This is a genomic window from Bradyrhizobium sp. BLXBL-03, assembly GCF_051853015.1.
Taxonomy (GTDB): Bacteria; Pseudomonadota; Alphaproteobacteria; order Rhizobiales; family Xanthobacteraceae; genus Bradyrhizobium; species Bradyrhizobium manausense.
The window spans coordinates 1,239,447-1,264,070 of sequence record NZ_CP182470.1 but is presented as its reverse complement, the minus strand read 5'-3'; the positions used below and the strand labels follow the sequence as shown (position 1 = coordinate 1,264,070).

The window sequence follows — 24,624 nt, the reverse complement described above, 5'->3', positions numbered from 1 at the left end:
TCGCTCGACGCGGCTAGGCCGCGGCGGTCTGATCGATCTTCCGCGCCGCCAGGTGCTTGCGCTGCGAGATTCCCAGCACCAGGACGCAGGCCGCCACCACCAGCGGCGGCAGAGCGGCCAGCAGGAACAGGTTCGAGAACGGCAGATGCTGTGCGATCAGGATGCCGGCAACCAGCGGTCCGCTGATCGAGCCGATCTTGGCGACCGACAGCGCCCAGCCCACGGCCGTCGTGCGGTTGGCGCTGGAATAGAACTGACCGACCGAGCTGTTCAGGCCCTGATGGCCGCCCACGACGAAGAATCCGACACACGCCATCGTCCCAAGGTAGGTGCTGTCACCAAGACCGGCCCAGCCAAGCGAAGCAACCAGCGGGCAGGCAATCAGCGGCACGATCGCAATGGCCATGACGCCGAAACGATCGAGCACCCGGCCGATGGTGAGGCCGCCGAAGGCGCCTCCCAGGCTGAACACGGTCAGGCCCATGGCAGCCTGCGCGGGCGTGTGCCCGGATGCCTCGGCCAGGATCGGCGTCCAGCTGTTGAGGAAGAACATCGTGATCGAGCTTGCGATATAGGCCACCCACAGGAACGGCGTGATGATCGCCAGCCGCCCGTCGAACAGCGAGGCGAGTTGCGACAGCGGTCCCATGCCGGCGCTGCCGGCGGACGCTTCGTCGCGCAGCACGAAGCGCGTCGTCGCCTGCGCCTGAAGGCCGGGCTCGATCCGGTTGAGGATACGCGCGATCTCCGCGGGCTCGCGATTGCGCACCACGAGGAACTTGATCGATTCCGGAAGCGCAAAATAGCACAGCGCGGCCCCCAGCAGCGGCAGCACGCCGCCGATCCAGAACACGATAGTCCAGCCGAACTGCGGCACGAGACCGGCAGCGATGAAGCCGCCGACGCTGCTGCCCGCGACATAACCGACCATGATGATCGCGACCGCCGTGCCGCGATATCGGCTGGGCGCATATTCGAGGTTGAGCGCGTAGCATAGCGGCGACAATCCGCCGATGCCGATGCCGGCGAGGAAGCGAAGCACGATCAGGCTCGTGATGTCGCTCGCCCACACCGTCGCCAGCGTGAAGCCGCCGAACACCAGCATCGAGGCCACGATCGACAGGCGACGGCCGATGCGGTCGCCGAGCGATCCGAATACGAGGCCGCCGACCAGGATGCCGAAAATGCCGGCGCTGAAGACTATTCCGAGCGCAGCCCGCTCGACGCCCCAGGCGCGGATGATCGATGGTGCGGCGAAGGCCATGGCCTGGAGGTCGTAGCCGTCCAGGAACATCATCGTCGTCGACAGGATCAGGACTGTCAGGACCAGGCCATTGCGGCGCTGGCGCTCGATGACATCGGTGACATCGATGACGTCAGATGCGCTCATGCTCATTCCTCCCAGTTGCCGTTCGTTTTGGTGTGACGGCTTGTGGTAGCGGAGGAAGCCTATTTCCTTCGGGAATGGGGGAGAATAAGCTATTTCGCGCGATCATCTTTTCCGGATTGGATTAAATGGCCGATAGCCTTTTGAATATGAAGGCGTTTTTGGCAACGGCCCGAACCGGCAGTTTCTCCGAAGCCGGCCGGCAGCTGGGGGTGGCGCCCTCCGTCATCACCAAGCGGGTCGGACAATTGGAGTGGTCGCTGAAGACCACGCTGCTGCGGCGGAGCACGCGGCGCCTCGCGCTCACCGAGATCGGCGAGCGCTATCTCGACGTCATCAGGCAGATCGTGCGCGATTACGACGAGATGGCGAAAGGCATCATGCGATCGCCAAACGAGCTCGAGGGCCAGTTGCGCATCAAGGCGCCGGCCTCGCCGATGGTGATCAACCTCGCGCAATTGCTGTCGTCGTTTCAGATCAGATATCCGCGCGTGACGCTCGACGCGGTGCTGGTGGACCGCACGGTGAACCCGGTCGAGGAAGGCTTCGACATCGTTCTCACCATGATGCCGTCATCCTTCGACGGGGTGCTCGAGGAGCCCTTGCATGTGTTCGAACGCGTACTGTGCGCCGCGCCCTCTTATCTGGCACGGCGCGGCCAGCCCCGACACGCGCGCGACCTCGTCAATCACGATTGCATCGTGTTTTCGCCGATCGGGCCCTCCTGGACTTTCGAGGGGCGCAACGGCGTGACGACGGTGACAGTCCGGCCGCATCTCGTCACCAATAACGGCGCGCTCGTCATCGACAGCCTGTGCGCGGGCAGCGGCATCGCGATCGCCTCGCGCACCGCTGTGGCGGATCGGCTCAAGTCCGGCGCGCTGGTCGAGCTGCTCCCGGAGCTGCAGGTCCCCGATCTCTGGGTCAAGGCGCTCGTCCCGGCGACGCGCTCCAACCTCGCCCGCGTACAGACGCTGCTGGGCTCCCTGCGCGACGCCTTCCGGGACGCCGCGGCAGCGGCGCCGGCGCTCGCGCGCGAGACGTAGCGCGGAGGGACGACGCCGTTATGTTGGCCGATTAGCCTTGGCCTCCCCGACCGGCATCGCCGGTATCCCGTTCACCCTCTTTTAGCGAGAGATTGATACGCGTTGTTAGTCAATGCGCAGCGAGCGAGTCGGACATGCGAGCGAACCTCGGCCTCAGGATGCGGATCACGGTTGCGCTGGCGGTGACGGCGGCGGCGACGGCGCTGATTGCCGTGCTCGGCGCCATGTGGATCATCGCGGGGATCATCGACCGCGCCGACCAGCGCGAATTGCGCAGCCATTATGATGCGCTGCTGTCGCGGATCTCCGAAGAGTCCCGCCGCGCCGCCGCCATGAGCACGGTGGTGGCCGCGATGCCGGCGACGCAGGAGGCGATGGCCAAGCAGGATCGCGACGCCCTGATGCGCCTGTTCGGGCCGGTGTTCGCAGCGACCAAGTCCGAATACGGCGTCGAGCAGTTCCAGTTCCATACGCCGCCCGCGACCTCCTTCCTGCGCGTGCACCAGCCGGCGAAGTTCGGCGACGACCTCTCGAGCTTCCGCAAGACCGTCGTCGACGCCAATCAGGAGCGCAAGGTCATCGTCGGACTCGAAGGCGGGGTCGCCGGGCTTGGCATCCGCGGTGTGGTGCCGATCGCGCAAGCGGGCAAGCATCTCGGCTCGGTGGAATTCGGCCTGAGCTTCGGCCAGTCCTTTCTCGACGATTTCAAGGCCAACCGCCATGTCGACATCGCTTTCCACCTTGCCGATGGCGCGGGCTTCAAGCTGTTCGGCGGAACGCTGAAGGGCCAGAGCTTCTTCGATGCCGCAGATTACCGCCGCACCACCGGGGGCGATTTTGCGGTACGGCAGTCGAAGCTCGACACCAGGCCGGTCGCGGCGCTGCTCGGGCCGATCAAGGACTTCTCGGGAAAACCGCTCGGCGCCGTCGAGCTGGTGATGGACAACGCCGATTACGTGGCTTCCGCCGACCGCGCCTGGATGCTTGCGATCGGCATCGCCGTGCTCGGACTCGTGCTCGCCGCCATCGTCGGCTACCTCATCGCCCGCGGGATCTCGCGCCCGATCCTGTCGATCACATCAGTGATGCGCGCGCTCGCCGACGGCCATCTCGACGTCGCCATCCCCGAAAGCAAGGCCAATGATGAGGTCGGCGCGATGGTGAAGGCGGTGGCGGTGTTCCGCGACAACGCCATCAACTTCAGCAGGCTCCAGGCCGGCCAGCTCGAGGCCAAAGCACAATCCGAGGCGGAGAAACGGCGCGCCTTCGCCGCGCTCGCCGACAATTTCGAGGCCAGCATCCGCGACGTCGTCACCACAGTCTCCTCGGCCGCCGTCGAGATGGAACACACCGCGCGCTCGATGTCCGCCATCGTCGAGCAGTCGCGCAATCAGACCCGCGCGGTGTCGTCGGCTTCGGCGCTCGCCTCCGAGAACGTGCAGACGGTTGCGGCTGCCGCGGAAGAATTGTCCTCGTCGATGACCGAGATCAGCCGGCGGCTCGCGCATGCGACCGAGGTGGTGGGCAGGGCTGCGAGCGACGGCCAAGCGTCGAATGCGCGCGTCCAGAGCCTCGCCGATGCCGCGCAGAAAATCGGCGACGTCGTTTCTTTCATCAACGGCATCGCCGGGCAGACCAATCTCTTGGCCTTGAATGCGACGATCGAGGCGGCGCGCGCGGGCGAAGCCGGCCGCGGCTTTGCCGTGGTCGCCTCCGAGGTCAAGGCGCTGGCGACCCAGACCGCAAAGGCAACGGAAGAGATCGGCGCACAGGTGACAGCCGTCCAGGGCGAGACGTCAGGTGCGGTCGAAGGCATCCGGTCGATCTGCGCCACGATTCAGCAAGTCGATGAAATCTCCGCGGCAATTGCGGCCGCCGTCGGCCAGCAGGGCACGGCGACGCAGGAGATCGCCCAGAACGTTCAGCAGGCCGCCGCCCGCACCGGCGAGGTCTCGCAGAACATCGCCGGGGTCACCGACGGCATCGCAGCAACCGGCACAGCCGCGGAAGAGGTGCTCGCCTCTGCCGTCGAGCTGTCGAAACAGTCGCAGCGGCTGCGCGATGAGGTGGATCGCTTCCTCGCCCAGATTCGCGCGGCGTAAGTTAGCCAGACTTAGCCCCCACCATCACGTCAATCGCGCCTTTGACGATTTCCTCCAGCTCCTTGCGCGGCACGCGCGCGCGGGAGCGGATGGCGATGGTGTGGATGGTGGCGGAGGCGAGTTGTGCCAGCACGGCCGGATCGGCACTGTCCGGCAGCTCGCCCTTTTCCTTGGCGCGGCGGAAGCAGCTTGCAAAAGCCTTGTCGAGATCAGTGAGCCCCTCCAGCACCATGGCGCGTATCTCGGGATCGCCGACGGCTTCGGACGCCGCCGTCACCACGGTGAAGCAGCCGCGCGGCCCGGTCTCGCCGGAAAGATAGATGTTCAACGCGGCGGCATAGATGCGTTCCAGCCGCTGACGCACCGGCATCTCCTGGCGAAAGATCTCGACCATCGAGGCGCGGGCGTCCTCGCGGTAGCGCTGGTAGCTCTTGATGTAGAGCTCGCGCTTGTCGCCGAAGGCGCCGTAAAGGCTCGGCCGGTTCATGCCGGTGGCTGCGCTGAGGTCGTCGAGCGAGGTCGCGGCAAAGCCTTGCTTGCGAAACAGATCCAGCGCCTTGCCGAGGGCGATTTCGGGTTCATAGGCGCGCGGCCGGCCGCGGCGCTTGGGTTCGCCGCGGCGCTGGGGTTCTTTGGCAGCAGCTGGCGGCTTCGATTTTTGTACCATTTCGCAATTAATCCTTGACCCGCCCCATATTATGCAAGATGGTACAAAAATCAATCTGGCCAGGTTGAGCGACACCCACACGAGGACCTGCCCAAGGAGGCCCATCATGGATCTTTATTTCTCGCCGCTCGCCTGCTCCATGGCGACGCGCGTCGCGCTCTATGAAGCCGGCGCTGATGCGAATTATCTCGAAGTCGATCCCCCGACCAAGAAAGTGCTGAACGACGGCTCTGATTTCCGAGCGGTCAATCCGATCGGTCTGGTGCCGACGCTGCGTACCGACGAGGGCGTGGTGCTGACCGAGAATGCGGCGATCCTGCAATATGTCGCCGACCGCTTTCCGCGATCCGGTCTTGGCGCCACGGCAGGTATCGAGCGCACCCGGCTGCATCAATGGCTCTGCTTCATCGGCACCGAGCTGCACAAGGGTCTGTTCATCCCCGTGCTCGACCGCAAGGCGCCGCAGGAGGCCAAGGCCTATGTGCTGGAGAAGAACCTGTCGCGGCTCGACTATCTCGACAACTACCTGAAAGGCCGCGACTACCTGCTCGACCATTTCAGCGTGGCCGATGCCTACCTGGTCACGGTCATCAACTGGACCATGGCGACGCCGCCGATCGAGCTCGCGAAATGGCCGAACGTGAAGGCGTATTTCGAGCGCCTGCGTCAGCGGCCGTCAATTGCCAAGGCGATCGCGGAGGAGTTCGAGCTATACAAGGCCGAGCTGGCCCGGAAGAAGGCGGCTGCGTAGGTCAGGCCAAAGGCATCGTCCCGGCCGGCGAGGCCGGGACCAACTCTTTCAGCGGTTCACCCCGCGTAGCCATACACTGCGGCCGCATTATCTGACGACACGAGACCGCTCTCGACGTCATCTTTCACCGCCGCGCGATCGCGCATCGTGGGCGCGCCGATGCCGGCGCCGCCGGGCGTGTGCACCACCAGGCGGTCGTCCGGCGGCACCTGCTGAAAGCCTTTTCCGCGCAGCTTCTTGCCGGACTTGAGGCCGACATAGCCGGTCTCGCCGTTCTTGCCGCCATCGCGGCCGCGCGGCGGATGATCGATGCGGTCGAACGCCGCCAGGATATCGAACGGCGCATCGACGCCGCTGCCGACCTCGATGATCTGGCCGAGACCGCCGCGGGTGCGCCCGGCCCCGCCGGAGTCAGGACGCAGCTCCTTGCGCCAGAAGATCAGCGGCGTCTGCGTCTCCGCGATCTCGACCGGCGTGCCGCGCACGCCGCTGGGATAGGCGGTCGCCGACAGCCCATCCTTCGCAAAGCGCGCACCGGTGCCGCCGTTTGATGTGACCGCCATCGAGAATCCGTAATTGCCGCCGACGCCGGAACGTGTCTGGCCGCGTACATTGAGATTCCACAGGCAGGAGGTGCCTTCGGCGGGCACGCGTTCGGGAATGATCTGGCGCAGGCAGCCGAACACGACGTCGGGCAGCATCTGCCCGATGATGTGGCGCGATGCGACCGGCGCCGGCTTGGGCGCATTGAGGATCGCCCCCGCGGGCGCCGACACCGTCAGCGGCGAGAGCGAGCCGGCATTGTTCGGGATCTGCGCGGCGACGACGCAGCCGAGGCCGAACACGGTGTAGGCCGTGGTGTAGGACAGTGGCACGTTGATGCCGAATTTCGACGCGGCCGAGGTGCCGTCAAAATCGACGTGGATACCTTGATCGGAGATCGTCAGCGTCGCCGCCAGCGTCACGGGCGCATCATAGCCGTCGACCACCATGCTGTTGCGCCAGCTTCCCTTGGGCAGTTTGGCGATCTCGGCGAGCACGGCCTCGCGCGAGCGTTCGCAGATATAGTCGCCGAGCGCGTCGAGCGTATCGATGCCGAATTCGGTCATCATCTCGACCAGGCGTTCGCAGCCGACATCGTTGCAGCCGGCGAGCGAATAGGTGTCGCCTTCGGTATCGATGGGCAGGCGCGTGTTGGTGCGGATCATCGCCATCAGCGTCTCGTTGACGACGCCCTGGTCGATAAGCTTCAGCATGGGGATGTAGAGCCCCTCCATGAACACGTCGGTGGCATCAGGGCCGAAGCCGATGCCGCCGATGTCCATGAGATGGCTGGTGCAGGAGAACAGCGCGACGATCTTGCCGCCCTTGAAGCAGGGCGTGGTGACGACGAAATCGTTGAGGTGGCCGGTGCCCATCCAGGGGTCGTTGGTGATGTAGGCGTCGCCCTGCTTCATCGTCTCGAGCGGGAAATGCGCGATGAAGTGCTTGACCGATTCCGCCATCGAGTTGACGTGGCCCGGCGTGCCGGTCACCGCCTGCGCCAGCATCCGCCCCTTGAGGTCGAACACGCCGGCGGAGAGATCGCCGCATTCGCGCACGATCGGGCTGAACGCGGTGCGCAGCAGCACCTGCGCCTGCTCCTCGACCACGGCGATCAGCCGGTGCCACATGATCTGAAGGTCGATCAGGCTCGCGCCGTTTGCCTTGCTCATGATCAGGCCGCCTTCCGTTCCATGACGATGCTGCCGGCACCGTCGATATGGGCATCAAAACTGGTCGACACAAAAGTAGAGGTCTCGTCCTCCGCAATCACGGCGGGACCCGCAATGGTCGCGCCGGGCGCCATGTCCTCGCGGCGATAGAGCGGGATCTCGACCACCTCGCCCGCCCTTCCGTCAAAGAATTTTCGGCTGCCGGAGGCTTGGCCCGCCGGCTTGCGCGTCACGGCCGCGACGGTGGGCGGATTGCGCGCCTCCGTCGTGGCGAGCACCGACCAGCTCAGCACCTCGATCGCCGCGCCCGGGATCGGGCGCTCGAACATCGCGGAATAGTCCGCCTCGAATTTCTGGCGCAGGCCTGCAAGATCGGCCGACGTCAACGGCCGGTTCGGCAGCTCGACGGTGATCTCGTGGCCCTGGCCGACATAACGCATGAAGGCGGCGCGGCGCTCGCGCACCGGCGCACCGGCCGCACCGGGCTCGACCAGCGCGCGCGCTTCGGTCACCATCTCCTGCAAGAGATCGGAGACGGCCTTGGTGTCGAAATCATCGAGGCGGACGTGACGGCTGCGCACCAGCTCATAGGCGATGGGTGCGGCGAGGAAGCCAACGGCAGAACCGACGCCGGCATTCGACGGCACGATCACGCGGGAGACACCGATCTTCTCGGCAACGCGCGCCGCATGCAAGGGCGCTGCACCGCCGAAGGCGATCAGCGTGTGCTGGCCGACGATCTCGCCGCGCTCGACGGCATGCACGCGCGCCGCGCTGGCCATGTTCTCGCAGACCACCTCGTGCACCGCATAGGCTGCGGTCTCCGCCGACAGGCCCAGCGCTTCGCCGACGCTGCTCAGCAGGGCCTTCTTTGAAAGCTCCGGGTCAAGCTTGATCGTGCCGCCGGCAAACGCATCAGGATCGATCATGCCGAGCGCAACGTCCGCATCGGTCACGGCCGGCCGCTGACCGCCACGGCCGTAGCAGGCGGGGCCCGGTTCGGAAGACGCACTCTCCGGGCCGACAGTGACGCGCTTCATCGCGTCGACATGCGCGATCGAGCCGCCACCGGCGCCGATCTCGACCATCTCGATCACGGGAATGCGCACCGGCAGGCCCGAGCCTTTCAGGAAGCGCGCAGCGCGGTCGACCTCGAACACGCGCGAGGTCTCGGGCTGGTACTTTTCGATCAGACAGATCTTTGCCGTGGTGCCACCCATGTCGAAGGACAGCACCTTGCTTTCGCCAAGACGCGCAGCAATCTGCGCCGCGAAGATCGCGCCGCCGGCAGGACCGGATTCGACGAGCCGCACCGGAAAGCGTCGCGCCGTCTCGATCGAGGTAACGCCGCCACCTGAGGTGACGAGATAGATGGCGCCGCGGAATTGCTCGACCTGCAACGCGTCGGCCATGCGGGCGAGATAGCCGTCGATCAGCGGCTGCACATAGGCATTCGCAACAGCGGTTGAGGTTCGCTCATACTCGCGGATCTCCGGGCACACGGCCGAGGACACCGTCACCGAAATGCCCGGCATCTCCTCACCGATGATCGCGGCTGCGCGGCGCTCATGGTCGGGATTGGCATAGGAGTGCAGGAAAGCGATGGCGACACTCTCGACGCCTCGCTCGCGCAATTTCGGCGCCAGTGCGCGGACCGCCGCTTCGTCCAGTGCGAGACGAACGGCACCGTGCGCGTCGATGCGCTCGGGCACGGTGAAGCGAAGGCTGCGCGGCGTCAGCGGCTTCGGCTTGTCGATACTGAGATCGTACTGATCGTAACGGCTCTCGGTGCCGATATCCAGCACGTCGCGAAAACCTTCGGTGGCGATCAGGGCGGTTTTGGCACCACGCCGCTCGATGATGGCGTTGGTCGCCAGCGTCGTGCCGTGGATGAAGACGTCGATGTCGCTGATATGCGCACGCGCGTCGGCGAGAATGAGGCGCATGCCGTCCAGCACCGCCTGCTCTGGACGCTGCGGCGTGGTCAGCACCTTGCGGGTCTTGCGCACCTCGCCCACATCAAGCACGATGTCGGTGAACGTGCCGCCAATATCCACGGCAAGCCGCACCTCGGCTCCTTCAAGCATTCCAAAATTCTCCGGCTGATCGTCAAGAACTGAGGGCGAAAACGCAGCAATTTCCGTGCCATCGAGCACAACGAAAACGCTGTACCTGGCTATTCTGCTTGGCACCTATGCAATAGGCAAGACGTGTTCACCCGGCATCACATCAGAGCAGGAATGCAAGGGCCGCTTCGCAACGCTCCTCGACCTTGAGCGTCAGGAGATCATCGGCACGGGTGCGCCCGAGATTGACCGCAGCGATCGGGATCTGACGCTCTGCGGCAGCCTTCACAAAGCGAAAGCCGGAATAGACCATCAGCGACGAGCCGACGACCAGCATGGCATCCGCCTGCGCCAGATGATCCTGCGCGGTGGCGACAACGTCGCGGGGGACGTTCTCGCCGAAGAACACCACGTCGGGCTTGAGGATGCCACCGCAGGCCTCGCAAGCCGGCACCTTGAATGATGAGAAATCCGCGTGCTCCAGATCGGCGTCGCCGTCGGGCGCGTCCGCGGCATCGAACGTCAGCCATTCGGCATTGGCGCGGCCAAGCGCCTCCTGGAATTCGTTGCGCGGCGTCTTGGCCCCGCAGCCCATGCAGCGGACCAGATCGAGCCGTCCGTGCAAATCGATCACCTGCCGGTGGCCCGCGGATTGATGCAGCCTGTCGACATTCTGCGTCAGCAGCATCTCGCAGCGCCCGCTCGCCTCGAGCCGGGCCAGCGCATGATGCGCATCGTTCGGCCTCGCTTGTCCGAATCGCCGCCAGCCGATCAGGCTGCGCGCCCAGTAACGCTGGCGCGTGTGCCCTTCCGACATGAAGGCCTGGAAATTGACCGGCTGGGTCCGCTTCCAGCTGCCATTTCTGTCGCGGTAATCAGGGATGCCCGAATTGGTGCTGCAGCCGGCGCCGGTCAGCACGAACAGTTTTTCGTGCCGGCCGACGAAATCCTGGAGCCGAGAGTCTGCCAGCGGAGTGTTTGTCATGGCGCAGATGTAGTCTGCGCCGCGACATTTTGCCAGATCACGCTTTGGCCGGCGGCCGCTCATCTCAGCTCGACCAGTTGTCCCTGAATTCGGGAAACAGCGTCAGGCCGCCGCACGCATAGATGGTCTGCCCGGTGATGTAGCTGGCGTCATCCGAGGCCAGGAAGGCGAATACCGCAGCCATCTCTTCCGGCGTGCCGACGCGGCCGAGCGGAATGTGGCTGACGACCGCGCCGCGCTTTTCGGCGTCGCCGGTCCAGGCGGCGTTGATCGGCGTGTCGATTGCGCCGGGGCCCACCGCATTGACGCGAACGCCGCGGCCGGCAAACTCCAGCGCCAGCGTGCGGGTCAGATTGGCCATGCCGCCTTTGCTGATCGAATAAGCGAGATAGCCAGGTTTTGGGATGATCTGGTGGACGCTCGAGCAATTGATGATGCAGCCGCCTCCGCCGCGGGCAACGAAATGCGCCAGCGCCTTTTGCGCGCAGAGCACGGCGCCGTTGAGATTGACGTCGATGATGCGGCGATAGGCTTCGATGTCGAGCGCCTCGCTCGGCGATTCCTGCTGAAAGCCGGCATTGTTGACGAGACAGTCGAGGCGCTTCCAGCGCGCCAGGATGGTTTCGAACATTGCGGCGATGTCTTTTTCGACCCCGATATCGGCGTGAATGATGAAATGATCGAGCCTGCCGTGGCCACGGTCGCTCGAAGCCGTGCGCGCGAGCGCAAGCGTCTCCTCAGCCTTCTCGGGGGGACCGATATAGTTGATGGCGACCGTCGCGCCTTCCTGGGCGAGGCGAATGGCGACGGCACGCCCGATGCCCTGCGGAGCGCCCGTCACCAGCGCGTATTGGCCGACGAGGCGTGAGGGGAACTGGGTCGAGCGATCGGTTTGCGGCATGATGTCTCTCCGGAATGCTCCATCATCTACGGAAGACGTGATTTGTTCCATCCCCCGCGGCGCATCGCTGGGATTCATTCCGCGCGGCGCGCGATCGGCGAGGTCAGGATCTGATACAGGATAATCGCACCAAAGGTCGCGGTGCCGATTCCGCCGATCGTGAACGCACCGAATTTGAGCGTGAGATCGCCGGCTCCCGCGGTCAGCGCCACCGCGACGGTGATCAAATTCGCCGGATTGGCAAAGTCGACCTTGTTCTCGACCCAGATCCGGCCCGCCATCGCCGCGATCAATCCGAACAGCACGATCGAAAGGCCGCCGATGACGGGCCCGGGGATCGACAGGATCAGCGCGCCGAATTTCGGCGAGAAGCCGAGCAGGATCGATACGATGGCGGCGAAAGCAAACAGCAGGGTCGAATAGACCTTCGTCGCCGCCATCACGCCGATATTCTCGGCATAGGTGGTGACGCCGGTGCCGCCGCCGCAGGCCGCCACGATCGTCGCGAGGCTGTCGGCAAGCAAGGCGCGGCCGAGATACGCATCGAGGCTGCGGCCCGTCATGGCTCCGACGGCCTTGATGTGCCCGAGATTTTCGGCGACGAGGATGACCGCAACCGGCGCGATCAGGAAGATGGCGTCGGCCTGAAAGGTCGGCGCGGTGAAATTCGGCAGGCCGAACCACGGCGCGGCCGAGAGCTGCGTGAAGTCGATCGGCTTGCCGAAGCCAAGACCGTTCGCAAACAGCAGGTACAAGAGATATCCGCCGATCGCGCCCAGGATGATCGGCAGGCGGCGCCACAGGCCGGGCGCGGCCACCGCAACCACGCCGATCATCAGAACGGTCGCAAGCCCGATCCAGGTCTCGAACGCGTTCGCGCTTACCGCCTTCACCGCCACGGGCGCGAGATTGAGGCCGATCGCGGCGACCACGGCGCCGGTGACCGCCGGCGGCATCAGACGCTCGACCCAGCCGATGCCCGACCACATCACGATCAGTGCGATCACGCCGTAGAGCACGCCGGCGCCGACGATGCCGCCGAGCGCAATTGAGATGTTCGGATTCGGTCCGTGCCCGACGTAGCCGGTGGCGGCGAGGACGACGGCGATGAACGCGAAGCTCGAGCCGAGATAGCTCGGCACGCGCCCCGCCACGATGACGAAGAAGATCAGCGTGCCGATGCCGGAGAACAACACAGCAACATTGGGATCGAACCCCATCAGCAACGGCGCGATGATCGTCGCGCCCGACATGGCGACGCAATGCTGGAGACCGGAGACGATGGTTTGCCCCCACGACAGCCGCTCCTCCGGCATGATCACGCCCGAGGTCTTCAGCTTCCAACGCGGAAAATAGCCTTGTGAAAGACGGTCTTGCGATCGCTCGTCCGCGCCCAATGCGTTCGACATGTTCCCCCCAAAGGTGCGGTGCAGCGATTGATCTTCGTGCTAACAGACAAAAATGTGATTGTTGCTCGAGCGGCGATCATCACATGATGTAAGTCATGCACGATCAATGTGTTCCGGGATTGAACTTTATGACACAGATCGCGATCCAGCCAGCCGTCCACCGCCGGCACCAGCCCTGGTACAGGATCCTCTATGTCCAGGTGCTGATCGCGATCGTGCTCGGAGTCCTGATCGGCTATTTCTATCCGGACCTTGGCAAAGCCCTCAAGCCGCTCGGCGACGCCTTCATCGCGCTGATCAAGATGATGATCGCGCCCGTCATCTTCTGCACCGTGGTGCATGGCATCTCCTCGATGGGCGACCTCAAGCGTGTCGGCCGGGTCGGACTGAAATCGCTGATCTATTTCGAGACTGTCTCGACCGTTGCGCTCGCCATCGGTCTTTTGGTGGGCGAGATTCTCCAGCCCGGACACGGCTTCAACATCGATCCCGCCACCATCGATCCGAAATCGGTCGCGACCTATGTGTCCAAGGCGCATGAAGACGGCATCGTCGCCCATCTGATGGCGATCATTCCCGACAGCTATGTGGGCGCGATCGCGCGCGGCGACCTCTTGCAGGTGCTGCTGGTCTCGATCCTCTCCGGGTTCGCCATCGCCTTCCTCGGCAAATCAGGCGAGCCGATCGCGGAGGCAATCGACAAAGCCGCAAAGATGTTCTTCGGCATCATCCGCATCATCGTGCGCGTGGCGCCGATCGGTGCATTCGGCGCGATGGCGTTCACCGTCGGCGCCTACGGCCTTGGCTCGCTGCTCAACCTCGCCGCCCTGATCGGCACGTTCTATCTCACCAGCATCCTGTTCGTGCTGATCGTGCTGGGTGCGATCGCACGGCTCGCCGGCTTCTCCATCATTCGCTTCATCGCCTATATCAAGGACGAGCTCCTGATCGTGCTCGGCACCTCGTCGTCGGAGACGGTGCTGCCGCAGATGATCCAGAAGATGGAGCATCTCGGCGCCTCGCGCTCGGTGGTCGGCCTCGTGATCCCGACCGGCTACAGCTTCAACCTCGACGGCACCAACATCTATATGACGCTGGCGACGCTGTTCCTGGCGCAGGCGACCAACACGCATCTGACGATCTGGCAGGAACTCGGCATCCTCGGCATCGCGATGATCACCTCGAAGGGCGCCTCCGGGGTAACAGGCGCGGGCTTCATCACGCTCGCCGCGACGCTGTCGATCGTGCCTGATATCCCGATCCAGTCGATCGCGATCCTGGTCGGCATCGACAAGTTCATGAGCGAATGCCGCGCGCTGACCAATCTGATCGGCAACGGCGTCGCCTGCGTCGTCATCAGCATCTCGGAAGGAGAGCTCGATCGCCAGGCGCTGCACGAGACCATGGCGCATCCACTGGAGCTCGGCGAAGCGCTGGAGCCCGGCGGCGGCGCGTAGAGCCGCAAAGCGAGATCGAAGGCAGACGCCGCCCGGTTCCGTTGCGGTAGTTTCCCGGAGTAGAAAATTCCTAGGACCGCAGTCACAACACAGGTGTTGGGATCACGGATCGATACTCATCCATTCCACCCGACGCGCTGGGGGCAGAGCGTCGGGTTTTTGTAAATTTTCACGCGATCTAGCTGTCAAAGCTTGCATCGGCCGCATCTGTCAGCACCGCCGGCCGCGGGCAGGTATCAATGTTCCGTCAGTCGGGACCACCGGTCAGATCGCGCCGGCGTGTGATCCCGATCGCTCCGAGGAACGCCTCATCGTGACTGACCACGAGCAGCGCGCCGTCATAGGCACGGAGGCCCGCCTCGACGGCTTCGATCGATTCAAGGTCGAGGTGATTGGTCGGCTCGTCCAGGATCAGCAGCGACGGCGGCGTCGCCCCGCCGAGCACGCAGGCAAGGCCGGCGCGAAACAGCTGGCCGCCGCTCAGACTGCCGACGCCTTGCAAGGCCGCATCTGCGCGAAACATGAAACGCGCCAGCGCGGCGTGGCATTCATTCGCACCGGCCCTCGGATTGAGACGCCCAAAATTGTCGAGAATCGAGATCGCGGGATCGAGCAGGCTGACCTTCTGGTCGAACAGCGCGAAGTCCGGCCTCACGCGCACGGTGCCCGCGACAGGGCGTAGCTCACCGGCGATGAGCTTCAACAGCGTCGTCTTGCCGGAGCCGTTGGGCCCGACAATCGCGACGCGCTCCGGCCCGACGATGGCAAGCGATAGATCGCGCAGGATCGGCCGTTCCGGCTGATAGCCTGCGCGAACACGATCAAGCCAAACCACCTCCCGCCCCGCCGGGAGCCGGGTCGACGGTAGCTTTACAGTCAGCGGCTGAAGGATCTCGATGCGCCGGCGGGCGGTGTCGAGCGCATCCAGAGCCTCCGCGCGCCGCCGCTCGGCGATCTCTGCGGCCCTGCCGCCGCTGTCCTCGCTGCGATCCTTGCGCGCGCCTGCAAGGATTCGTGGCATGTCGCCCTTGGCGCGCTTCCTCTTGCCACCGCTGTCCTTACGCGCCTTGCGTTCGGCCGCCTCCTGCGCCTTGCCGTCGATCTCGGACAAATGCTTCTCGGCATGCGCGAGGTCGTGCGTGACGGCCGCAAGCTCGACGGCCTTTTGCGCGCGATAGCTACTCCAATTGCCGCCATAGCGCGTCGCGCCGAGCGAGGTCAGCTCGACGATGGCGTCCATGGTCTCGAGCAGTGCCCGGTCATGGCTGACGACGATCGCGCCGCCGCGCCAGGCGGCAAGCAGATCGATCACGGCACGGCGCCCGTCCCGATCGAGATTGTTGGTGGGTTCGTCCAGCAGGATGAAATCCGGCGCGGTGAACAGCAGCGCGGCGAGACGAACGCGCGTGATCTGCCCGCCGGACAAACGGTCCAGCTCCGTATCGGGCGCGATATCGAAGCCGACGCGCGCCAGGGCGGATGCGAGCCGCGTCTCGAGCGCCCAGTCGACCTCGGCGACATCCTCGGCGGAGGCCTCGCCACGCTCCGCCCGGCGAAGCAAGTCGAGAGACTCTCGCGCGCCAAAGAGGTCGACGACCCGCATGCCGCCGCGCAGCTGGGCGTCCTGCCGCAAGAGGCCAACGGTGCCGTTGACGACCATGCGTCCCGCCTGCGGGACGTGCTCGCCCGTGACTGCGGCGAGCAGCGTTGTCTTGCCGACGCCGTTGCGGCCGACAAGGCCGGCGCGTTCCGCGCCGAAGATCAGATCGATGTTGGAGAGCAGCGAGCGGCCGTCAGGCGTGGACAGCGACAGGTTCGACAGGATGATGGAAGCAGGCATGGAATTCCCCGTGAGCAATGCGGATCGGCGTTGCGGTCGGGGTGAAATCCATGGCTGCTGACATCCTTGATGAGAGCCTCGCTCATAATTCGGCCGGGTGGCAAGATCAAGGCATGCCGTCGCGAAGCCAGCGGCTACGCCAGCCTGTCGAACTGAACCTTGCCCGCTTTCATCACCAGCGGGATGTGCTCGCCCTGACCGAGCAAGCAGCCGACATCACGCAACGGATTGCCGTCGACCACGAGCAGATCCGCAAGCGCGCCGGGCACGATGCGGCCGAGCTTGCCCTCCATGCCGAGCACCTCGGCCCCGATCACGGTCGCGCTGGCGATGACCTCGCGCGCCCCCTGGATTTCGGCGCGAATGCGGAACTCTTCGCTCTGGAGGCGTTGCGACGGGCCGAGCAGGTCGCTGCCGTATCCCATCTTCACCCCGGCCTTGCGATAGATCTCGAGCGAGCGCAGGCCGGCATCGCGGACGTCGGCGATCTTGGCGACGCTCTCCGGCGGCAGGCCGAACTGCGCGCCCTCATTGGCGAGCGCTTCATAGGTGATCAGCGTCGGCACCACATAAGCGCCCTTCTCGGCCATCAGGCGAGCGGTCTGATCGTCGACCAGATTGCCGTGCTCGATGGTGCGGACGCCGCAGCGGACTGCGCGCGCAATCGCCGGAGCCGTATAGGCATGGGCGAGCACATAGGTCTGCCGGCCCTGCGCTTCGTCGACGATGGCGCGGATCTCGTCCTCGGAGTAGCCGAAGGCGCCGACCGGATCGGTCGGAGAGGCCACGCCGCCGGACGCCATGATCTTGATCTGGTCGGCGCCCATCTGTAGTTCCTCGCGCACCGCCTTGCGCACGCCGTCGACACCGTCGGCAACCCGCGCCAGCGCGCCGACCCGCACGCAGCAGGGACAGACGGAATCGCTGGCCAGATAGTCCGAGCGGGCCCGACCGTCGCCATGGCCGCCGGTCTGACTCAGCGCACGGCCCGAGACGAACAGGCGGGGGCCATCGGTCAGGCCGGTCTCGATGGCCTGCTTCATCGCGTGGCCGGCGCCGCCGGCATCGCGGACGGTCGTGAAACCTCGCCGCAGCATGCCCTTGAGAATCAGCGTCGAACGCAGCGTCACCAGGACATTCGGCATTTTCGCCTGTGCCGCCAGGTTGAGCTCGATCGCGATGGTATGGACGTGCAGGTCGATCAGGCCGGGCATCAACGTTCTGCCCTTGAGATCGATCGTTCGATCTGCGGTGGCCTGGATCGGCCGGTCCGAGACCTCCTTGATCATGGCATCCTCGACCAGAACGTCATGGCCGGTCAGCAACTCAGGTCGGAGCGGATCAAGCAGCGCGGCGTTCTTGAAGAGAGTGCTGGGCATGGAGGTTTCCTCTATCAGGCCATCAAAAGCAGCGCCGGCAGCGCGAGCTGGGCGAACGGAAGACACGCGGCGACGTCGTCCTCGTCATACCAGCCGGCTTCGTGAAGCAGGTTGAGCGATCCGAGCGTGCGGCCGCGCCAGCGCACCGGCATGTTGAGCACGCTGGCGCAGCCAAGCGAGGCGATCAGCTCGTGGTCGGAGAACACGGTGCGCAGATCGTCCTGCGTCCGGCCGATATAGGCCTCGCCGGAATCGAGCACGGCCTCGGTCCACGGCCCCGGCGCGAGGCGCTTGCGACCGCCGGTGGGGTACGGACCCGGCAGATTGGAATAGACCCGCGCGGCTTCGAAGGTGGCGCCGTCATAGGTCAGGATCGTGAACAGCTTGTGCCCGATCGCCGACTTCAGGGCTTCGTCCAGCGCCGCAAAGAGCGCGCCCGGTTGATCCGCCCTGTCCTGCGCCGCCGCAACGGCGCAGAGCAGCGGATCGGCCGGGCGCCTGGTCGGCCTCATGCTGTTTCACCTGCGGCGATCTCTTCGAGCGAGCGGCCGCGCGTCGGCACGCCCATCAAGACGACGGTGACCGCCCCTAACAGCAGCACCGTGGTGGTGACGCCGAACACGCCGGCGAAGCCGAAATTGGGATAGAGGTAGCCGACCAGGATCGGCGAGACGATCGCGCCGATGCGCCCGATGGCGGAAGCAAGCCCGGCGCCGGTGGTCCTGATCGGGGTCGGGAACACTTCGGCGGTGTAGGCATAGACACCGGCATAGGTGCCGTTCATGAACAGCGACAGCAGAATTCCCGCCAGTATGATGTGCTGATCCGTCTGCGCGAAGGCAAGGCCGAGCGCGCTGACGCCGCCGAGGACCATATAGGTCGCAATGGTCGCCTGCCGGCCGATCCGCTCGTTGAAATACGCGGCGCTGAAATAGCCGGGAATCTGCGCGCAATAGATCGCGATCGAATAGCCAAAGCTCTTGGTGATGCTCATGCCGTTCTGGACAAGGAGGCCGGGGATCCAGACGAAGAAGGAATAATAGCTGAAGGTGATCGCAAGCCACATGATCCAGGTCATGATGGTGATACGCGCCTGGCGCGCCGCCAGAAGCGCTGCGAAATTGGCAAGCAGTGTTCCACCGGTGCCGGCGGGAGGGACGACTTCGACCACCGGCGGCGGCAACAGACGGCCCTCACGCGCAAAGACAGCCTCGATGCGGTCAAGCACGGCCTCGGCTTCCTTCTCCCGCCCGCGGCTCTCCAGCCAGCGCGGCGATTCCGGCAGAGCGCGCCGCCACCACAGCAGCATGACGACAGGCACCGCCGTGATCACAAGCACGATACGCCAGCCATTGTCGTAGGAGGGAACGATGAAGTAGCCGAGCAAGGCCGCGGCCACGAAGCCGAAGGAGAAGAAGCCTGCGAGCGCCCCGGTGAAGGCGCCGCGGTAACGTCGCGCCACGAACTCCGCAAGATAGGGCGCGATGATCGCGCTCTCCGCGCCCGTGCCCATGCCGGCGACGATGCGGGCTGCGAAGAAGGCCGGCCAGGTATCGACCATCGCGCTGACGATCGATGCTGCGCAATACAGCGCCAGTGCCGACATCATCACGGCGCGGCGCCCGATGAGATCACCGAGCGTGCCGGCGAACAGGGCGCCGAACAGGAAGCCGATATAGGTGCTGCTGCCGAGCACGCCGATCTGGACGCTCGACAGATTCCACGCCGTGCGCAGCACCGGCAGGATGAAGGCCAGCACCGCCGCGTCCATCGCGTCGAACATGTAGCCGAGCCCACCCATCAGCAACAGATGCGTGTGGAAGCGTGCAAACGGAAGGCGCTCGATGCGCGCCGATATCATCGACATGAATATCCCCCTCGATCCCGCGGGCCGGCACCCGCTTGTCGTTCGGGACGAAATCATAGACAGAATGACGTTATCGTAATAATTTATAATGATGATCTAGTACATCACTGTGGTGAATATCGGTGTCCTTCCGCGCGCTCGACCTCAACCTGCTGAAAGTCTTCGAGGCATTGATGACCGAGGGCAGCGTCACGCGCGCGGCGAGCGCGTTGACGATGACCCAGCCCGCCGTCAGCAACGCGCTCGCACGCCTGCGCGATGCGCTCGGCGATCCGCTGTTCGTACGGTCCGGCACCGGGATCCGTCCGACCCAGCGCGCCGTCGTTCTCTGGGAGCCGATCGGCGAGGCCCTGGAAAGCGTCCGCAGCGCGCTCGACGAGCAGGCGTTCGATCCGGCTCGCGCCCAGACCGAGTTCACCCTGTCGATGTCGGACTACGTCGCCTCGCTGGTGATGCCGAATTTGTTGAACCATCTCGGCGAGATCGCGCCCAAGACGCGGGTCCACACCGTGCCCAACACCATCCTGGAAATCGCCGATCAGCTCGAGGGCAACCGGGTCGATTGCGTGCTGAGCGTTTATGTCAACGAGGCGCAGCAGCCGACGGCGATTCGCTCACGCTCGCTCTGGACCGTCGATTATGCCTGCTTCATGCGGCGCGGCCACCCGCTCGCGGCCCAGAAGCGGCTGAGCACGCGCGCCTTCCTGAACGCCGGGCATGTCGACGTGACCCTGGCCGGCAAGCGAGCGCCGACCTACGATCTCTTCCTGGCCTCGCGCGGGCTGTCGCGCAATTTGGTCGCGACCGTCAATCATTACAGCGCCGCCTATGAAATCGTGCGCCAGACCGATCTGATCGCCGTGCTGCCGAGCGATCTGCGTTCGCAGTCGCGTCATGCGTCGTTCCTGCATGCGATGCCGCTGCCGCTCAAGGCGCCGGCGCGGATCGTCAGCCTGTTCTGGCACCAGCGCAACGACACCGTGCCTGCGCAGCGCTGGCTGCGCGAGACCCTGGTCGGAATGTTCGCCAAGTCGGAATGAGCGAAGCAGCCCCTCAACGCACGGCGGAAGCATGGAAACGCTCGATGCCGAGATCGCTGATGCGAGTCTGGGTGCCGCCGCCCACGATCAGCTCCGCCATCACGGCGCCGGCGCCGGGCCCGAGCTGGAAGCCGTGCAGCGAGAAGCCGAACTGGTGATAGAGTCCCTTGTGCCGGCTGCTCGGCCCAAACACGGGGATATCGTCCTTCATCTTCGCCTCGATGCCGGCCCAGGCGCGCACGATGGTGGCGCTGCGCATCACCGGGAACAGCTCGAACACGGTCTGCGCGCTGGTTGCAAGGCTCTTCCAGTCCAGCACCGTCTCGTTGCGATCCTGGTAGGCCGTCGCCAGATGACCGCCGCCGATCAACACGGTGCCGTTCTTGAATTGCTTGAAGGAGAGTTTTCGTCCACGCAGGATCACGACGGGATCGATGAAGTGCGGCACGCGCGAGGTGATCATCAGCATCGGCGCCACGGTCTCGACCGGCACCGGCTCGCCGAGATCGGCGGCGATCTTGCCGGCCCAGGCGCCGGCGGCATTGACGAGCACTGGCGCGGCGTAGCCATCTGAGCCAACGTCGACATGCCAGAGGCCGTCACGGTGCCGGATATTGCTGGCGGCGACGCCCTCGCGCACGGTCGCGCCGAGCTGCTCGGCCTTGCGCCGGAACGCCGTCGTCGTCTGCGCCGGGTTGGCGGCACCGTCGCGGCGCGACACCACGCCGCCGGGACAGGTCTCGGCGACCGCGGGCACAAGGCGCCGGAGCTCCGCCGCGTCGATCAGCTCTTCATGAGTGAAGCCCAGCGCGTTGAGTTCAGCCACGCGTGTACGGCAAACGGCGAGCTCCTCCTCGTTCTCCGCGACCAGCACCTGGCCGTAGCTTTCGAAGCTGCAATCATCGTCGAGGAGATCGGTGATCTTCTCCCAGATGCCCATCGAGCGGATCGAGAGCGGAATCTCGGGGATATGCCGCGCGAGCTGGCGGACGCCACCGGCGTTGACGCCTGAAGCGTGGCGGCCGGCATAGTCCTTCTCGATCAGCACCGGCTTCAGGCCGGCGAGACACAGATGCAGCGTCGTCGAGCATCCGTGGATGCCGCCGCCGATGACGATCGCATCCACTGATGTGGTCATCCGCGCACCACGGCCCTGACGTCCTCTTCCGTTTTCGGGACGGCGGCGAGCTCGGCAAGGGTGATCGGTTTCACCGGTGCGCGCAGGCGGTAATAGCCGATCTCCTGCGGGGTCTTAGCCCGAGCCTGCGCCATCAGCTCCGTCACCGTGAGGCCGCAGAGCCGGCCCTGGCACGGCCCCATGCCGGTGCGGCGGTAGGCCTTGAGCTGGTTCGGCCCGGTCGCGCCGATCGCCACGGAATCCAGAACATCCTTGGCCGTCACTTCCTCACAACGGCAGACGATGGTGTCACCTGAGGGGATGCGGAACTGCGGCGCGGGACGGAACAGCGTGTCGAGGAACACGCGGCCGCGCTCGGCCCTGGCGAGATCGGCGCGGAGCGTCGCCACCGGCGCAAGTTTGGCGGCAGCCGCAGGCGCCAGCGCTTCGATCGCGGCGCGCGCGGCAATACGACCACGGACCACGGCCGCATTGGCACCGCCGATACCCGCACCGTCGCCGGCGATCGCGATGCCGGCCACCGAAGAATTGCCGTTCGCATCCAGCACCGGCGACCAGCACAATTGCAGATCATCCCAGCGATGCTCGATACCGGCCGCCATCGCCAGATTGACGTTGGGCACCACGCCCTGATGCAGCAGCAGCAGATCGGCAGGGATGGTCTCGCGCTTGCCGCCGGCAACGTAGCTGACGCTCGCGAGTTGCCCGTCACCAGCCGCAGCCAGCTCGGTGACGCCGGAGACGACCTGCACCTTCGCCTTCACCTCGCGCATCATCGACAGGCCCTTGGCAAAATAGGGCGAGGTGAGGAATGCGAAGGCGTGCGGGAGCGCCGCGAAATAATTGCCGCGCTCAGTGGTGTCGAGAATGCGATCGATACGGCCGCCGAGGCGCAGGATCTGGGCGGCCAGCAGCCAGAGCAGCGGCCCCTGCCCTGCGATCACGGTGCGACCATCGGGCACCAGGGCCGACGATTTCAGCATCGTCTGTGCCGCGCCGGCCGTCATCACGCCCGGCAGGGTCCAGCCAGGAATTGGGAACGGCCGCTCCAGCGCGCCGGTTGCCAGAATCACGCGCTTGGCCCTGACGAACGCAGAGGCGCCGCCAACCGAGACGGCGATGTCGAGATTGCGGTCGAGGCTCCAGACGGTGGCGCGATGGATGACTTCGGCCTTGCTCGCGCGGAGTGACTGCACGAGATCGGCACCGACCCAATAATCCGCGCCGAGCTGACCACGGTCCGTCACCGGCGTCGACGAAATGGCGCGGAACACCTGGCCGCCGGGACCGATATTCTCGTCGAGCAGCAGCGTCGTGAGACCTGCCTCTGCGGCCGTGGCAGCGGCGGCAAGACCCGCAGGGCCGGCGCCGACCACCACGACATCGTAGTCTTCGCGCTTGGGAGCAACGCTCATCTTCCGATCTCCCGCTTGCCCTTCTGGATCTCGATCTGCATGCCCTCGGCCACTGGCACGAGGCAGCCCTGGCGATTGCCGACGCCGTCGATGGTGACGAGGCAGTCGAAGCACACGCCCATCATGCAGTAAGGCAGACGCGGCGCGCCGCTGACTGCCGTGGAGCGCCGTGCGTCCCGGCCGGAGGCCAGCAGTGCTGCTGAAACAGTGTCGCCCTCGCGCGCCGCGACGGCAACGCCGTCGACGAAGATCTGCACTGGAGGACGTTTGTCCTGTTCGGATCGTCTAAACATGGGATGCCTCGTGGCTCCTTAATATCTCTAATAGCCGCTGTTGTTCGCAGCGCCGGCGCCGCCAAAACGGCTGGCCGAGAACGCGCCGACCAACTCGGGCTCGAGCGCGCCCTGCGCGACCATGCGGGCGATCTCGAAAGCGTGGTTGGAGGCCAGCGTCACACCGGAATGGCAGCAGGCGACGAAGGCGCCGGGATGCGTCTCCGACTGGTCGTAGATCGGAAAGCCGTCCTGCGGCATGACGCGGATGCCGGACCAGCTCCTGATAACGTTGAGCCGCGACAGATGCGGAAACATGCGCTGCGCGCGATCGGCCATCACGCCGCTGATCGACGGCTTCAGCGTACGATCATCCAGCTCGTCCTCCTTGCTGTCGCCGATCATCACCGTGCCCTCGTCGGTCTGGCGGATCGTCGTCAGCGGATGCGGCAGGAACGGCATGGTGCGCTCGGTCACCACGACCTGGCCACGGGTCGGACCCATCGGTGCGTGGAGACCGACCATCGGCGCCAGCGCCTGGTTGGCATTCCCGGCGGCAAGCACGATTTTGGCGGCGCGCAGCTCGCCCTGCGGCGTGGCCAGGCGGAATTCGCCGCCACTCTTGCTGATCGCCGAGACCGGACGCTCGGGAAAATAGGCGATGCCGAAGGCCTTGAAGCCGGTATGGAACGCGCGGAACGTCCGCAGCGAATTGACGTGGCCGTCGAGCGGACAATAGCTGCCGCCGGAGACCTCTGGCCCGATCAGCGGCAGCCACTTCTTCACCTCGGATGCGGACAGCATCTCCATCTTGTAGTCGGCCGCGCCGGTCTGGTTGTGCATGCGCTTGACGAGCTCGGTGCGCTGACCGAACTCGTCATCGCCGAGCGTAAGGTGAAAGCCGCCGGTCTGCTGAAGCGCGACATCGAGGCCGGTCTGCTGCTTCAGCTCGGACGCGAGCCGCCCCCAGGCCTGCGAGGCCTGCACCGTCCAGACCGTATAGGCGGGCATGCCGAGGCCCTTGCTCTGGACCCAGACCAGCGCAAAGTTTGCACGCGAGGCGCGCTTGGTGATATCGCCTTCGTCGAGCACGGCCACGCGTCTGCCGAGCCGTCCGAGGCCCCAGGCAATGGCGGAGCCGAGCAATCCGCCGCCGACCACGGCGACGTCGTATTCAGTTCGCATAG

Annotated in this window: 20 protein-coding genes; 5 read left to right on the top strand and 15 right to left on the bottom strand. The window is 65.4% G+C overall.

What is annotated here, in order from left to right; all coding sequences use genetic code 11:
* Window positions 1-13: 13 nt before the first annotated feature.
* A complete protein-coding gene (locus ACNJX9_RS06015) occupies window positions 14-1,390 on the bottom strand; it encodes an MFS transporter (RefSeq protein WP_439408137.1) in 1,377 nt (458 codons plus the stop codon).
* A gap of 125 nt (window positions 1,391-1,515) precedes the next feature.
* Between ACNJX9_RS06015 and ACNJX9_RS06010 the strand changes: the two genes are divergently transcribed.
* Window positions 1,516-2,433, top strand: coding sequence for a LysR family transcriptional regulator (locus tag ACNJX9_RS06010; RefSeq protein ID WP_057759212.1), 918 nt, complete (start codon window positions 1,516-1,518; stop codon window positions 2,431-2,433).
* Window positions 2,434-2,567: 134 nt separating this feature from the next.
* Complete coding sequence (locus ACNJX9_RS06005) at window positions 2,568-4,535, top strand: cache domain-containing protein (protein ID WP_439408136.1); 1,968 nt, start codon at window positions 2,568-2,570, stop codon at window positions 4,533-4,535.
* A 1-nt stretch (window position 4,536) separates the two neighbouring features.
* Here ACNJX9_RS06005 and ACNJX9_RS06000 read toward each other — a convergent pair whose 3' ends face one another.
* Window positions 4,537-5,202: a TetR/AcrR family transcriptional regulator gene (locus ACNJX9_RS06000; RefSeq protein ID WP_439408135.1), complete on the bottom strand. Its 666-nt coding sequence runs from the start codon at window positions 5,200-5,202 to the stop codon at window positions 4,537-4,539.
* Window positions 5,203-5,308: 106 nt separating this feature from the next.
* Between ACNJX9_RS06000 and ACNJX9_RS05995 the strand changes: the two genes are divergently transcribed.
* Entirely contained in the window at window positions 5,309-5,953 is a 645-nt protein-coding gene (locus ACNJX9_RS05995; RefSeq protein ID WP_439408134.1) for a glutathione binding-like protein, read from the top strand.
* Window positions 5,954-6,009: 56 nt separating this feature from the next.
* Here ACNJX9_RS05995 and ACNJX9_RS05990 read toward each other — a convergent pair whose 3' ends face one another.
* The 5 genes from ACNJX9_RS05990 to ACNJX9_RS05970 form a co-directional block, all read right to left on the bottom strand.
* Window positions 6,010-7,668 (bottom strand): hydantoinase B/oxoprolinase family protein, encoded by a 1,659-nt coding sequence (locus ACNJX9_RS05990; protein ID WP_439408133.1) that lies wholly within the window; start codon window positions 7,666-7,668, stop codon window positions 6,010-6,012.
* A gap of 2 nt (window positions 7,669-7,670) precedes the next feature.
* Window positions 7,671-9,755 (bottom strand): hydantoinase/oxoprolinase family protein, encoded by a 2,085-nt coding sequence (locus ACNJX9_RS05985; protein ID WP_439408131.1) that lies wholly within the window; start codon window positions 9,753-9,755, stop codon window positions 7,671-7,673.
* 142 nt (window positions 9,756-9,897) lie between these two features.
* Window positions 9,898-10,719, bottom strand: a complete 822-nt coding sequence (locus tag ACNJX9_RS05980) for an NAD-dependent protein deacetylase (RefSeq protein ID WP_439408130.1) — start codon at window positions 10,717-10,719, stop codon at window positions 9,898-9,900.
* Between the two features lie 64 nt (window positions 10,720-10,783).
* Complete coding sequence (locus tag ACNJX9_RS05975; RefSeq protein ID WP_439408129.1) at window positions 10,784-11,620, bottom strand: SDR family oxidoreductase; 837 nt, start codon at window positions 11,618-11,620, stop codon at window positions 10,784-10,786.
* A 74-nt stretch (window positions 11,621-11,694) separates the two neighbouring features.
* Window positions 11,695-13,029, bottom strand: coding sequence for a solute carrier family 23 protein (locus ACNJX9_RS05970; protein WP_439408128.1), 1,335 nt, complete (start codon window positions 13,027-13,029; stop codon window positions 11,695-11,697).
* Between the two features lie 128 nt (window positions 13,030-13,157).
* Between ACNJX9_RS05970 and ACNJX9_RS05965 the strand changes: the two genes are divergently transcribed.
* Window positions 13,158-14,486, top strand: a complete 1,329-nt coding sequence (locus ACNJX9_RS05965; RefSeq protein WP_057759226.1) for a dicarboxylate/amino acid:cation symporter — start codon at window positions 13,158-13,160, stop codon at window positions 14,484-14,486.
* A 247-nt stretch (window positions 14,487-14,733) separates the two neighbouring features.
* On the opposite strand, the gene ACNJX9_RS05960 is transcribed toward ACNJX9_RS05965, so the two are convergent.
* From ACNJX9_RS05960 to ACNJX9_RS05945, 4 genes are all read right to left on the bottom strand, one after another.
* A complete protein-coding gene (locus ACNJX9_RS05960) occupies window positions 14,734-16,326 on the bottom strand; it encodes an ABC-F family ATP-binding cassette domain-containing protein (RefSeq protein WP_439408127.1) in 1,593 nt (530 codons plus the stop codon).
* A 134-nt stretch (window positions 16,327-16,460) separates the two neighbouring features.
* Window positions 16,461-17,705 carry an amidohydrolase family protein gene (locus ACNJX9_RS05955; protein ID WP_439408126.1) on the bottom strand — a complete coding sequence of 415 codons (1,245 nt, stop codon included), beginning with the start codon at window positions 17,703-17,705 and terminating at the stop codon, window positions 16,461-16,463.
* Between the two features lie 14 nt (window positions 17,706-17,719).
* On the bottom strand, window positions 17,720-18,217 hold the full coding sequence (locus tag ACNJX9_RS05950; protein WP_439408125.1) for a GAF domain-containing protein: 498 nt from the start codon (window positions 18,215-18,217) through the stop codon (window positions 17,720-17,722).
* Window positions 18,214-19,572, bottom strand: coding sequence for an MFS transporter (locus ACNJX9_RS05945; protein ID WP_057759234.1), 1,359 nt, complete (start codon window positions 19,570-19,572; stop codon window positions 18,214-18,216). The genes ACNJX9_RS05950 and ACNJX9_RS05945 overlap by 4 nt, the downstream gene beginning before the upstream one ends.
* A 116-nt stretch (window positions 19,573-19,688) precedes the next feature.
* Between ACNJX9_RS05945 and ACNJX9_RS05940 the strand changes: the two genes are divergently transcribed.
* Window positions 19,689-20,612, top strand: a complete 924-nt coding sequence (locus tag ACNJX9_RS05940; RefSeq protein ID WP_439410016.1) for a LysR family transcriptional regulator — start codon at window positions 19,689-19,691, stop codon at window positions 20,610-20,612.
* 13 nt (window positions 20,613-20,625) lie between these two features.
* Here ACNJX9_RS05940 and ACNJX9_RS05935 read toward each other — a convergent pair whose 3' ends face one another.
* From ACNJX9_RS05935 to ACNJX9_RS05920, 4 genes are read right to left on the bottom strand one after another with little or no spacing between them, the layout of a single operon-like run.
* The gene (locus ACNJX9_RS05935) at window positions 20,626-21,750 is read right to left on the bottom strand and encodes an NAD(P)/FAD-dependent oxidoreductase (protein WP_439408124.1); all 1,125 of its coding nucleotides are present in this window, start codon (window positions 21,748-21,750) and stop codon (window positions 20,626-20,628) included.
* The gene (locus tag ACNJX9_RS05930; protein ID WP_057759240.1) at window positions 21,747-23,165 is read right to left on the bottom strand and encodes an NAD(P)/FAD-dependent oxidoreductase; all 1,419 of its coding nucleotides are present in this window, start codon (window positions 23,163-23,165) and stop codon (window positions 21,747-21,749) included. The genes ACNJX9_RS05935 and ACNJX9_RS05930 overlap by 4 nt, the downstream gene beginning before the upstream one ends.
* Window positions 23,162-23,458, bottom strand: a complete 297-nt coding sequence (locus tag ACNJX9_RS05925) for a (2Fe-2S)-binding protein (RefSeq protein WP_057759242.1) — start codon at window positions 23,456-23,458, stop codon at window positions 23,162-23,164. Before ACNJX9_RS05925 ends, ACNJX9_RS05930 begins: the two co-directional genes overlap by 4 nt.
* A 27-nt stretch (window positions 23,459-23,485) precedes the next feature.
* Complete coding sequence (locus ACNJX9_RS05920) at window positions 23,486-24,622, bottom strand: NAD(P)/FAD-dependent oxidoreductase (protein WP_439408123.1); 1,137 nt, start codon at window positions 24,620-24,622, stop codon at window positions 23,486-23,488.
* Between the last annotated feature and the right edge of the window lie 2 nt (window positions 24,623-24,624).